Source organism: Streptomyces natalensis ATCC 27448 (assembly GCF_000935125.1).
Classification (GTDB): domain Bacteria; phylum Actinomycetota; class Actinomycetes; order Streptomycetales; family Streptomycetaceae; genus Streptomyces; species Streptomyces natalensis.
Genome location: NZ_JRKI01000034.1, coordinates 609077 through 620731 on the forward strand (window position 1 = coordinate 609077; position 11655 = coordinate 620731).

At 69.3% G+C, this 11655-nt stretch carries 10 protein-coding genes and 1 pseudogene; 5 read left to right on the forward strand and 6 right to left on the reverse strand.

What is annotated here, in order from left to right:
* Positions 1-156: 156 nt before the first annotated feature.
* Positions 157-543 (reverse strand): nuclear transport factor 2 family protein, encoded by a 387-nt coding sequence (locus SNA_RS27345; protein ID WP_030067743.1) that lies wholly within the window; start codon positions 541-543, stop codon positions 157-159.
* Positions 544-643: 100 nt separating this feature from the next.
* Here SNA_RS27345 and SNA_RS27350 point away from each other — a divergent pair, with 100 nt between their 5' ends.
* The 3 genes from SNA_RS27350 (at position 644) to SNA_RS27360 (ending at position 3427) form a co-directional block, all read left to right on the forward strand.
* Positions 644-1291, forward strand: a complete 648-nt coding sequence (locus SNA_RS27350; protein ID WP_078970229.1) for a TetR/AcrR family transcriptional regulator — start codon at positions 644-646, stop codon at positions 1289-1291.
* Between the two features lie 388 nt (positions 1292-1679).
* The gene (locus SNA_RS27355) at positions 1680-2180 is read left to right on the forward strand and encodes a MarR family winged helix-turn-helix transcriptional regulator (protein ID WP_037791412.1); all 501 of its coding nucleotides are present in this window, start codon (positions 1680-1682) and stop codon (positions 2178-2180) included.
* Positions 2171-3427: an MFS transporter gene (locus SNA_RS27360; RefSeq protein ID WP_030067746.1), complete on the forward strand. Its 1257-nt coding sequence runs from the start codon at positions 2171-2173 to the stop codon at positions 3425-3427. The genes SNA_RS27355 and SNA_RS27360 overlap by 10 nt, the downstream gene beginning before the upstream one ends.
* A 229-nt stretch (positions 3428-3656) precedes the next feature.
* Here SNA_RS27360 and SNA_RS40540 read toward each other — a convergent pair.
* Positions 3657-3872 (reverse strand): annotated as a pseudogene (locus SNA_RS40540) (class I SAM-dependent methyltransferase); the annotation flags it as partial.
* Positions 3873-4320: 448 nt separating this feature from the next.
* Between SNA_RS40540 and SNA_RS27365 the strand changes: the two are divergent.
* Positions 4321-5385 carry a lipoate-protein ligase LplAB gene (locus SNA_RS27365; protein ID WP_030067747.1) on the forward strand — a complete coding sequence of 355 codons (1065 nt, stop codon included), beginning with the start codon at positions 4321-4323 and terminating at the stop codon, positions 5383-5385.
* Between the two features lie 86 nt (positions 5386-5471).
* On the opposite strand, the gene SNA_RS27370 is transcribed toward SNA_RS27365, so the two are convergent.
* A complete protein-coding gene (locus SNA_RS27370; RefSeq protein WP_030067748.1) occupies positions 5472-6476 on the reverse strand; it encodes a TIGR03842 family LLM class F420-dependent oxidoreductase in 1005 nt (334 codons plus the stop codon).
* A 112-nt stretch (positions 6477-6588) separates the two neighbouring features.
* Entirely contained in the window at positions 6589-7998 is a 1410-nt protein-coding gene (gene hydA / locus SNA_RS27375) for a dihydropyrimidinase (protein ID WP_030067749.1), read from the reverse strand.
* A 428-nt stretch (positions 7999-8426) separates the two neighbouring features.
* Between hydA and SNA_RS27380 the strand changes: the two genes are divergently transcribed.
* Positions 8427-9311, forward strand: a complete 885-nt coding sequence (locus SNA_RS27380; protein ID WP_030067750.1) for a substrate-binding domain-containing protein — start codon at positions 8427-8429, stop codon at positions 9309-9311.
* A gap of 67 nt (positions 9312-9378) precedes the next feature.
* On the opposite strand, the gene SNA_RS27385 is transcribed toward SNA_RS27380, so the two are convergent.
* Together SNA_RS27385 and SNA_RS27390 are read right to left on the reverse strand one after the other, a co-directional pair.
* A complete protein-coding gene (locus tag SNA_RS27385) occupies positions 9379-10701 on the reverse strand; it encodes an aspartate aminotransferase family protein (protein ID WP_044367114.1) in 1323 nt (440 codons plus the stop codon).
* Positions 10698-11540, reverse strand: a complete 843-nt coding sequence (locus SNA_RS27390; protein ID WP_030067753.1) for a nitrilase-related carbon-nitrogen hydrolase — start codon at positions 11538-11540, stop codon at positions 10698-10700. Before SNA_RS27390 ends, SNA_RS27385 begins: the two co-directional genes overlap by 4 nt.
* Positions 11541-11655 lie beyond the last annotated feature (115 nt).

The following is an 11655-nucleotide window of genomic DNA, read 5'->3' on the forward strand; positions in this document are numbered from 1 at the left end:
TCCGCCACACACTGCATGACGCACGCAGGCTGTCCAGCAGGAAAAACGCACAAGCGGACCCACTCCCCCGCTGGAACCAGGACCCCGACCACCCAAAAGCAACCGCCGAACATCACTGGCTAACGACACCAGCGGACGCCGTCCGAGAAGCGCTGCTCAGACGAAGAATGCGTTCATGCCGGGGACGTCGGACAGGTAGGTCTCCATGCTCGCGATCTTGTCATCTCGAAGGCGGCAGACGGTGGAGAGGTGCTCATCCAGCCGGACCTCCCCCCGGCGGGCGGTGTTGTGCAGGGACAGGGCCATGTTCTCGGGGCTGACCAGGATGTGCAGCAGCTTGAAGTTGACACCGTAGGAGGCGATCTTCTTCACCCGCTCCACGATCGCCTCGGCGCCTTCCGCCGTACCGGAGATGGTGTTGTCACCGGGGAGCGTCCAGGTGGCGTCGTCGGCGAGAAGGGTCCGGATGCCCTCCCAGTCGCGGGCGGCGAGATAGGCGTGGAACGTCTTGCCGAGCTGGTGCTGGACGTCGTACCGGGCCATCGGATTCTCCTTAGGGCGACACTTAAAGCGGTGATCTCTGCTTTAAGAACTCTAGGCGGCCCGACCACTAAAGCGCAAGTCAATGCTTTAGGATGGGGGGATGCCCGTCAAAAGCAAAGACAGCCGCCCCGGCGGCCGGAGCGCCCGCGTGCGCGCCGCCGTGCACCGGGCGACCGTGGACCTGGTACAGGAAGTCGGATCCGAGAAGGTGACCATCCCCGCGGTGGCGCGCCGCGCCGGCGTCAACCCCAGTTCCGTCTACCGCCGTTGGGGGACAACCTCCGCCCTCCTGGCTGACGTGGCCGCCCAGCGCCAGGACGAGGGGACGCCGGAGCTGCTCGGTGATCTGCGCAAGGACCTCGAACGGGCCGCCCTGTGGACACTCACCGACCTGTCCCGGCCGGGAGGCGTGGCGTTCTTCCGCGCCGAAGTGGCACCGGACGTGGATGAGCGACGAGCCGGGTTGCGCGAGTGCTTGGAGCGGGTCAGCGCCCGATTCCACGCCGCCTTGGATGCCGCGGCCCGGCGGGGCGAGGGGGCACCCCCACTGGAGCGGGTACTGGATCACGTGGTCGCTCCCCTCTATTTCCGGGTGGTGTTCTCGATTCCGGAAACGAACGAGGACTACGCACGCGGCCTCGTCGCCGAGTTGTGCGACTCGGGGCATGTCGCCCCTTCATCGCCGGACCCGGACCCGGACCCGGACCCGGACCCGGGCACGAACGCGGGGCAGCCCACCCACGCGTAGGGGCCGAGCGTCCCGCTCACGCCTCAGCGCCGTCACCTGGGGTGGGTCACCTCGGTCGCCACCGTCTACCGCATCCTCGCCGAGCCATCGACAGCACCGAGTGAGCCCGGACGCCCGTCAGGGCTTCAAGATCAACTGGAAGGTCGAGTCCAGCACCGGCATGCCCTCGGACAGGCGGCACGTACCGACCCCCAGCCTGGGCAGCGGATTGAACTCGTGACCCACCCCGAGGCCGTCGCACTCACAGCCTCGCTCGCCTCACCGCATATGTCGTGGACCGATCGTTGGCCCGGCCGTGGACCGATCGCCGGCCCGGCGCTGACGCAACAGAAGCAATAGAAGCAACAGAAGCAACAGCACTTATATAAGCACTGTTATGATGCGTCTCATGGCCGACCCTCGTGCACTCGACCCGACGCGGCAGAGCCTCTGGCGCCCCCTGCGCCTGCTCCAGGCGTCAATGGACGCCGACATTGCCCGGGTCTACTCCGAGCAGCAGATCGACGGGCTCAAGCCCAGCTTCGTCATGGAGTTGCTCCGGCTCCACGCCTGTGGCCCCATGACCATCGCGGAGCTGGCCGAGTCGGTTCAGCGCACGCATTCGGCGCTCAGCCAGAAAGTCGCCGCGATGCGCAAGGCCGGCTGGGTGCAGACCGTCGTGGGCGACGACGCGCGCACCAGGAAGGTGACGCTCACCGACAAAGCCCGCCGCATCGTGGATCGCCTGGCGGCGGAATGGCGGGCCACCGAGGCTGCCGTCGCTGACCTGGAGGCGGAGATTCCCTACCCGCTCTCCCAGGTCGTCGCCGATATCGAGCAGGCTCTGGAGCGCAAGAGCTTCCACGACCGGATCGCTGAGAAGCTGGCGGAGGATCCCGCATGGTGCTGAAGCGCGCGCTGATCGACGTGACTCCGTTACGGTCATCAGCACCGTTCCGACGGTTGTGGATCGGGCAGGCCCTGTCCGGTTTCGGCGGCCAGATGACACTCGTCGCCGTCATGTTCCAGGTCTGGCAGATGACGAAGAGCACCACGTGGACAGGCGCCGTCGGGCTGGCCCAGGCGATTCCCCTCGTCGCGCTCGGGCTGTTCGCCGGCTCGCTCGTCGACCGGGTGGACCGCCGGAAGTTCTACCTGCTCACGATCGGCGGACAGGCCGTGTGTGCGCTCCTCCTCGCATTCCAGGGCTTCGTCGGGCAGGTTCCTGCCGCCGGCGTTCTGGGGCTGGTCGCACTCCAGTCCTGCTTCGGCGCAGGCAGCGGCCCCGCCTCGCGCACCTTCATTCCGCACCTCCTGCCCAAGCACCAACTGGCCGCGGGTCTGGCGCTGAGACGAATCGCCTTCCAGGGCGCCATGCTGCTCGGTCCCGCACTGAGCGGACTGGTCGTGGGCGGGCTGGGAGTCGGCGCCTGCTACCTGATCGACGCCCTGACCTTCATCGCCGCGCTCTACGGTGCGTTCGGCTTGCCGAAGATGGACCCCGGGGACGAGCCCGCACGGCCCGGCCTGCGCGGAGTGCGGGACGGTCTGGCCTTCCTGGCACGCACCCCCGTCATTCGCGGGGCCCTGCTCACAGACCTGGCCACCACCGCGCTGTCGATGCCCATCAGCCTGTTCCCCTTGATCAACGCCGAACGGTTCGGCGACAACCCCCGCACTCTCGGACTGTTCCTCACAGCCATCGCCGTCGGCGGCGTTGCGGCGTCGCTCTTCTCCGGAACCTTCACCCGGTTCCCCCGCCCCGGCCTGGCCATGCTTGGCGGATCCGCCACCTGGGGCGCAGCGTTGACATTGTTCGGCTTCTCGCCCAACCCATGGGCCGGTTTGGCCTTCCTCGTCATAGCGGGCGCCGCCGACACCGTCTCTGTCGTCTCCCGGAGCACCGTCGTCCAGATGCACACCCCGCACGAACTACTCGGCCGCGTCAGCGCTGCCGAACAGATCGTCGGGCAAGCGGGACCCGACATCGGCAACATGCGCGGCGGTCTCGTCGCAGACGCCACCTCGGGAGCAGCAGCCCTCGTCAGCGGTGGCCTGCTATGCCTCGGCGCCGTCGTTGTGGTGGGCGCCACCACGGCAGACCTGCGCAGTTCCTCCGCACCGCCCCATCCACACACAGCCGCAGCCAGCCCATGAGCCCTGCCCGAGGCGCTCAGTCACTGGTTCCACCTCTCGTGACCAGGTCCAACTACCGTGTCACGGCTCACCCGGCGAGCCAACCACGATGCTCAGACGGGCCAACTCAAGCGCTATAGGGCCAGATCGGCTACTCAGTCACACCCGTGTGATCGGGTAGCCGGATCACATCACCCGGGCGGCTGTGTGATGGTGCCGCCGGAGTAGGCGGGGCCCCTTCGTGACGCCGCCGTGGGCTTTGGCCACCGGCTATCCACCCCGACAGCGCGCGGGCCTCCGCGATGGCCTCTGCCGACGGGTCGATCGCATCGACCTCTATCCCCAGGCGAGCGAGCCGACGAGCGAACCGACCGGTCCCACAGCCGACGTCCAGGGCCGCACCGCAATTCCGCGGCAGCCGGCTCAACAGCAGAGGGTGATAATGGTCGTTGTGATCAAAGGGCATGGTCCGACCCTGCCACAGCGGACGCGGACGGCCCGACGGCTCCACGACCAACACCCAGGCAGTGAACTGCGTAAAACTGCGTAAACCGGTGGGGCTGGAATGCAATACGCGCTGCCGTCACCGTCGCGAACACGGTTCGACAGCGGACGACCTGCTCAATGGCCACACGAAGTCACCCGCACACGGCCTCTGCGGACACAAGACACACCTTCGCTCAGGCCAAGGGCTCAAGCATCGGAAAAGTCGGCCTGTGCGCCGGGGCTTTCCCCCACAAGAAACAACCGGGACAACAGCTCGGCATCCCTCCCGCCCCTCCAGTGCCCTTGGGGCCGCGTATCCGCTCGCTACGGGCAAGCATTAAGGTGAAATCCGAGTGATATGCGCATCTGTCCGAATGTCAGAGCAACAGGCGCAGGACACACACCGCGCGCTGGAAGGAAACGAAGCCGTGCATGGCGAGTACAAGGTGCCCGGCGGCAAGCTGGTCGTCGTGGATCTGGATGTCGAGGAAGGCGTCCTGCGCAACGTGCGAGTCGCCGGGGACTTCTTCCTGGAGCCGGACGACGCGATTTTCTCGATCAACACAGCCCTTGAGGGTTCACCCTCATCAACGGACGCTTCAGGGCTGGCCGCCCGGATCACGGCGGCGCTGCCGGAGTCGACCGTGATGCTCGGGCTGACAGCGGAGGGCGTCGGCATCGCCGTTCGGCGCGCTCTGGCCCACGCGACCGAATGGAACGACTACGACTGGCAGCTGGTGCACATGGAGCCGCAGGCACCGGCCCTGCACATGGCGCTGGACGAGGTGATCACCACCGAGGTGGCCGCTGGGCGGCGAGCCCCGACCCTACGGGTATGGGAGTGGGCCTCGCCTTCCGTGGTGATCGGCAGCTTCCAGTCCCTGCGGAACGAGGTGGACCCCGAAGGGGCCGCGAAGCACGGGATGACCGTGGTTCGCCGGGTTTCCGGTGGTGGGGCCATGTTCGTAGAGCCCATGAGTACGATCACGTACTCCCTGTCCGTGCCGGAGTCCCTGGTCTCGGGCCTCTCCTTCGCCGACAGCTACGCCTACCTCGACGACTGGGTGCTGGGCGCACTCGGCGACATGGGCATCAAAGCCTGGTACCAGCCCCTGAACGACATCGCCACCGAAGCCGGCAAGATTGCCGGTGCCGCCCAGAAGCGCATGGTCGGCCCTGATGGCGGCCCTGGAGCCGTCCTCCATCACGTGACGATGTCCTACGACATCGACGCCGCCAAGATGCTCGAGGTGCTCCGCATCGGCAAGGAGAAGATGTCCGACAAGGGGACCAAGAGCGCCAAGAAGCGCGTCGACCCGCTCCGCCGGCAGACGGGCCTCGCGCGGGAGCAGGTCATCGAGAACATGATCGCTTCCTTCCGCAACCGCTACGGGCTGACCACCGGCGACGTCACGGCGGAGGAGATGGCCCGCGCGGAGGAACTGGTGCGGACGAAGTTCGCCACCGAGGAGTGGACCGCGCGGGTGCCGTAGGGTCGCGGATCATGGCCCCGAGCGGCGCGGGTAACGGCGGCCCGGGCTCGTGCTGCCCCCGTTGCCCGGGTCAGTCGGCGCCCTGCTCAGTCGGCGAACGCGGGGATGATCTCCGTCCCGTAGGCGTCGAGGGTGGATTCCTTGGCGTCGTGCATGGCGTAGAGGGCGAACTGGTCCACGCCCAGCGCCTTGAGCCGGTGCAGCTTGTCGAGGTGGGCGGCGGCCGGGCCGAGCAGGCAGAAGCGGTCGACGATGGCATCCGGGACGAAGGCGGTGTCGGGGTTGTCCGCCCGGCCGTGGTGGGAGTAGTCGTACCCCTCGCGGGCCTTGATGTACTCGGTCAGCTCCTCGGGGACCATGCCGGAGTGTTCGCCGTAGCGGGAGACCAGGTCGGCGACGTGGTTGCCGACCATGCCGCCGAACCAGCGGCACTGTTCGCGGGCGTGATCGAGGTCGTCGCCCACATAGGCGGGAGCGGCGACGCAGATCGTGACGGCGGACGGATCGCGTCCGGCGTCGGCCGCGGCCTTCCGTACGGCCTTGATCATCCACTCGGTGAGGAACGGGTCGGCCAGCTGGAGGATGAAACCGTCCGCCAACTGCCCTGTCATCGCAAGGGCCTTGGGTCCGTAGGCGGCCATCCACACCGGCAGCTTGCCGTTCTCGATCCAGGGGATGCGGACCCGGTGGCCGCCGCCGAGGTCCGCCTCCCTGCCCTCGGCCAGATCGCGGATGACGCCGATGGCCTCGCCCAGCCGGGCCAGGGTGTTGGGCGGCCGTCCGGCCACCCGCATCGCGGAGTCGCCGCGCCCGATGCCGCAGACGGTGCGGTTGCCGTACATGTCGTTGAGGGTGGCGAAGGTGGAGGCGGTGACCTCCGGGGTGCGGGTGGAGGGGTTGGTGACCATCGGGCCGACGATCAGACGCTCGGTGTGTTCCAGGATGCGGCTGTAGATGACGAACGGTTCCTGCCACAGGACGGCCGAGTCGAAGGTCCAGCCGTAGCGGAATCCCTGGCGCTCGGCGCGGCGCATCAGGTCGACGACGGCGGAGGCGGGCGGATCGGCCTGGAGGACGACTCCGAAGTCCACGGCGGCGCTCCTTAAGTGCGGAGGTGCGGGGTGCGTAGGTGTGCGGGACGGGTGCCTAGGTGTGCGAGGGGGTGCGGGTACGGGCGGAGGTGCGGGGAGCGCGCGCCGGTCCTCAGGCGAGGTACTGGCAGGTGCCGCGCGGGATGTACTGGCCGTGGCCCGCGCGCCCGGTGAACTCGCCCTGGTCGATGACGAGTTCACCGCGGGAGAAGACCGTCTCCACCCGGCCGGTGAGCCGTTTGCCCTCGTACGCCGAGTAGTCGACGTTCATGTGGTGGGTGGCGGCGGAGACGGTCTGCTCGGCGGCGGGGTCGTAGAGGACGATGTCGGCGTCGGAGCCGGGGGCGAGGGTGCCCTTCTTCGGGTAGAGGCCGAACATCCGGGCCGGGGTGGCGCAGGCGATCTCGATCCAGCGGCGACGGCTGATCCGGCCTTCCACGACGCCCTGGTGGAGGAGGTCCATACGGTTCTCCACCCCGGGCATACCGTTGGGGATCTTGGAGAAGTCGCCCCGGCCCAGCTCCTTCTGCCCCTGGAAGCAGAACGGGCAGTGGTCGGTGGAGACCACCTGGAGGTCGTTGGTCCGCAGCCCCCGCCACAGCGCCGCCTGGTGCTCGCGCGGCCGCAGCGGCGTGGAGCACACGTACTTGGCGCCCTCGAAGTCCGGCTCGGCGAGGTTGTCGGTGGACAGGAAGAGGTACTGGGGGCAGGTTTCGCCGAAGACGTTCAGGCCCATGCGGCGGGCCTGGGCGATCTCGGCGACGGCCTCCTCGGCGGAGACGTGGACGACGTAGAGCGGTGCGCCGGCGACCCGCGCGAGCTGGATGGTGCGGTGGGTGGCCTCGGCCTCCAGCAGGACGTGCCGGACCTCGCCGTGGTAGCGGGGATCGGTGCGGCCCTCGGCCAGCGCCTGTTCGACCAGGACGTCGATGGCGATGCCGTTCTCGGCGTGCATCATGATCAACCCGCCGTTGCCCGCGGCCCGTTGCATCGCCCGCAGGATCTGGCCGTCGTCGCTGTAGAAGACGCCCGGGTAGGCCGTGAACAGCTTGAACGAGGTGACGCCCTCCGACACCAGGAGGTCCATCTCCTTGAGCGTGCTCTCGTTGACGTCCGAGAGGATCATGTGGAACGCGTAGTCGATGGCGCACTGGGCGTCGGACTTGGCGTACCAGGCGTCCAGGCCCTGGCGCAGCGCCTGGCCGCGGCTCTGGACGGCGAAGTCGATGATGGTGGTGGTGCCGCCCCAGGCAGCGGCGCGGGTGCCGGTCTCGAAGGTGTCGGAGGAGGCGGTCCCGCCGAACGGGAAGTCCATATGGGTGTGGGCGTCGACGCCGCCCGGGATGACGTACTTGCCGGTGGCGTCGACGGTGCGGTCCGTCGATCGGCTCCAGCTCTCCGCAGATGCGCTGCCGTGGGCGGCGAGCGCGGCGATCCGGCCCTCCTCCACCAGGACGTCGGCGTGCATCTCGTCGGCGGCGGTGATCACCAGTCCGCCCCGGATGACCGTACGGCTCGTCATCGCTGCTCCCTACCTGACGTCCACCTGACGCCACGTCATAGCTGGTCTACACCCGTAGATGCCGGTCGAGAAGGAGACACCGTAGAAGCATGTCACCCACCGTGGCAATACCGTGACCGCTGATCAGCGGCGATGGCCGTGTTGCGGGGACGATCAGCTGGACGGTTGAACGTCGGTGGCGATCGGAGCGCGGGCCACCGCTTGTGGGAGACCGGCCGCGGAGGGGTGCGGGGGTGCCGCGGCGGGCAGAACGAGGACGCCGGAACGGCCCGCGCCCTGAGAGGACACCCGACCCAGAACCCGGACCCGGACCCGGACCCGGGCCCGGACACCGACACCGACACCGACACCGACACGGAAGACCGGAGCGCCACACCGGACACAGCACGCCGAACACAGAAGACCGGACGTCAGAAAGGCGACACGTCATGGAGCAGAGCACGCCGTGGGAGTTCTCCGACGACCGCGGGCGCCTGGCGGTGGCCGGGGACCGACCGTTGAGGATCGTCGCGTACATACAGGCGGGGGCCACCCTGTGGGACCACGGCATCCGTCCCGTGGGGCTCTTCGGGTCCCAGCACGACGGCGGTGCCCCCGACCCGGCCAAGGCCGGCGAGCTGCCGCTCGCGGACATCCCGTATCTCGGTTCGGGCCATGGGCTGCACCCGGACGCCCTGCTGGCGGCCGAGCCGGATCTGGTGGTCGCCGTCACCTACGACGGCGAGCAGATCTACGGGCTCGATCCGAAGACCGCGCTGGAGCTGGAGACGCATGTCCCGGTGGCGGCCATGGCGGTGGGGCCGGGGCGCGGGCTCGCCGAGGTACGGGAGCGGTTCGCGGCGCTCGCCGGATCGCTGGGCAAGGGCGAACCGCTCGGCACCGCACGGGAGTTGGACGCGGCGGAGGATGTGCTGCGGCAGGCGACCGGGGGGCCGGTGCGGCCCCGGGTGCTGGCGCTGTCGCCCGGCGACCGCGAGCGGGTCCATCTGGCCCGGCCCGGCGCCTGGCCGGATCTGCGGGCGCTGTGCGAGCACGGCGTCGAGCTGCTGGAACCGGCCGCCGGGTCCGGTGCCAACTGGTCCACGGTCGGCTGGGCGGAGGCAGCCGGGATGCGGCCGGACATCGTGCTGGCGGACGCCCGGGCGAATGCCGCCCGGCCCGACCGGCTGCGGGCGGACGAACACTGGCGCGCCCTGGAGGCCGGCGCGCGGATCCTGCCGTGGAATCCGGAGGCGCCGTGCAGCCGCCGGGCGCACACCGGCTTCTTCACGCTGGTGGCGGACACCGTACGGGACGTGATGGCCGGGCGTTAGGCACGCCCGCTCGGGAAAACGGCAGCGGGCGGGCAGCCGAAGTGCCCGCCCCGCGGAGCGGCCCCCGCTACGAGCCCGCCAGCCTCCCCTGTGCCTCCTCCAGCGCCTGGGCGAGGAGTTCCGCGCCCTCTTCCGCCTCCGCGACGGTCAGGGTCATCGGGGGTGCGATCCGCAGGGTGGCGCCGCCCTGGCCGCCCTTGCCGACGAGGAGGCCGCGTTCGCGGGCGGCCTCCAGGACCAGGGAGGCGGCCTCGGGCGAGCGGTCGCCGGTGCCGGGGCGGACCAGTTCGACGCCGATCATCAGGCCGCGGCCGCGGACCTCCCGTACGACGTCGAGTCCGGCCGCGACGGCCCGCAGCCGCTCGATGAGCAGACCGCCGACGCGCCGGGCGTTGCCCTGGAGGTCGTGTTCGAGGAGGTAGGTGAGGTTGGCGAGGCCCGCGGCCATGGTGACCGGGCTGCCGCCGAAGGTGGAGATGGAGTTCGCGGGGAGGGAGTTCATGACGTCGGCGCGGGCGACGACGCCGCCGAGGGACATGCCGTTGCCGATGCCCTTGGCGAAGGTCAGCAGGTCCGGCGGGCCGTTGTCGGCGTGTGCCTGCCAGCCCCAGAAGTGGTCGCCGGTGCGGCCCCAGCCGGTCTGCACCTCGTCGCTGATCCAGAGGATGCCGTGGCGGGCGAGGACCTCGCGGAAGGCGGCGTAGAGGCCGTCGGGGGGCGCGGTGAAGCCGCCGACGCCCTGGACCGGTTCGGCGATCAGGGCGGCGACCCCGCCCGCGGTCTGGTCGAGCATGTCCTCCAGGTCGGCGACGCAGGCCGCGATGTAGTCACGGTCGTTCAGGTGGGCGTAGGGGCCCCGGGCGCGGACCCCGCCGTGGACGTAGAGCGTCTGGAGGGGCGAGAGGCTGGTGGGCGACCAGCTGCGGCTGCCGGTGACGCCGACGGCGGAGAAGGACCGGCCGTGGTAGCTGTTGCGCATCGCCAGGATCTGGTTGGAGCGGCGGTAGCAGGTGGCCAGCAGCAGGGCCGTGTCGGTGGCCTCGGTACCGGAGGTGGTGAAGAAGACCCGGGCGTCAGGGATGTGGGAGAGCGCGGCGATCCGTTCCGCCAGCTCGACCATGGGGCGGGAGAGGTAGAGCGTGGAGGTGTGAATGATGCGGCCGGCCTGCTCGGCGACCGCCTTGGTCACCTCGGGCAGGGCGTGTGCCGTCATGGTGGTGAGGATGCCGCCGAAGAAGTCGAGGTAGCGGTTGCCCTCGGCGTCCCAGACGTGGCGGCCCTCGCCGTGGGTGAGTTCGAGGGGGCGGTCGTAGTACAGGCCGAGCCAGGAGGGCAGAACGGCCTGGTGGCGGGCGTGCAGGCCCGGCGTTTCATGGGGGACGTGGGTCACGGCTGCACCAGCCCGTCGTAGGCGTCGGGGCGGCGGTCGCGGTAGAACGCCCACTGCCGGCGGACCTCGTCGATCAGGCCGAAGTCGAGGTCGCGGACGAGGAGTTCCTCCTTGGAGTCGCTGGCGACGTCGCCGACGAACTGGCCGCGCGGGTCGACGAAGTAGCTGGTGCCGTAGAAGTCGTTGTCGCCGTACTCCTCGACGCCGACGCGGTTGATCGCGGCGATGTAGTACTCGTTGGCGACGGCGGCCGCGGGCTGTTCCAGCTTCCACAGGTGGGAGGAGAGGCCGCGGGAGGTGGCGGAGGGGTTGTAGACGAGCTGGGCGCCGTTGAGGCCCAACTGCCGCCAGCCCTCGGGGAAGTGGCGGTCGTAGCAGATGTAGACACCGACTTTGCCGACGGCCGTGTCGAACACCGGCCAGCCGATGTTGCCCGGCTTGAAGTAGTACTTCTCCCAGAAGCCCTTGAGCTGCGGGATGTGGTGTTTGCGGTAGCTGCCCAGGACCGTGCCGTCGGCGTCGATGACGGTCGCGGTGTTGTAGTAGAAGCCGGACTGTTCGACCTCGAAGACCGGGACGACGATGACCATGCCGGTCTCGCGGGCCAGCGCCTGCATCCGGCGTACGGTCGGGCCGTCGGGTACGGGCTCGGCCCAGCGGTAGTGCTCGGGCTCCTGGACCTGGCAGAAGTACGGGGCGTTGAAGACCTCTTGGAAGCCGATGATCTTCGCGCCCTGCGCGGCCGCCGTCCTGGCGTACTCCTCATGCTTCGCGATCATCGATTCGGTGTCGCCGGTCCAGGTCGCCTGGACCAGTGCGGCACGCACAACATCGGCCATGAGCTGCTCCTTTGTCGCTGCGTCAGCCTGCGCCCACGCGGGATCCACGCCGACACCTGCGCCACCGCACCTGCGGGATCTACGCGTGTGGAGGTGACCGTAAGCCCCGTCACGC

Bases quoted from the DNA above. Each gene is read 5' to 3' on its own strand.
- SNA_RS27345 (WP_030067743.1), bottom strand. From the start codon at position 543: ATGGCCCGGTACGACGTCCAGCACCAGCTCGGCAAGACGTTCCACGCC.
- SNA_RS27350 (WP_078970229.1), top strand. From the start codon at position 644: ATGCCCGTCAAAAGCAAAGACAGCCGCCCCGGCGGCCGGAGCGCCCGC.
- SNA_RS27355 (WP_037791412.1), top strand. From the start codon at position 1,680: ATGGCCGACCCTCGTGCACTCGACCCGACGCGGCAGAGCCTCTGGCGC.
- SNA_RS27360 (WP_030067746.1), top strand. From the start codon at position 2,171: ATGGTGCTGAAGCGCGCGCTGATCGACGTGACTCCGTTACGGTCATCA.
- hydA (WP_030067749.1), bottom strand. From the start codon at position 7,998: ATGACGAGCCGTACGGTCATCCGGGGCGGACTGGTGATCACCGCCGCC.
- SNA_RS27380 (WP_030067750.1), top strand. From the start codon at position 8,427: ATGGAGCAGAGCACGCCGTGGGAGTTCTCCGACGACCGCGGGCGCCTG.
- SNA_RS27390 (WP_030067753.1), bottom strand. From the start codon at position 11,540: ATGGCCGATGTTGTGCGTGCCGCACTGGTCCAGGCGACCTGGACCGGC.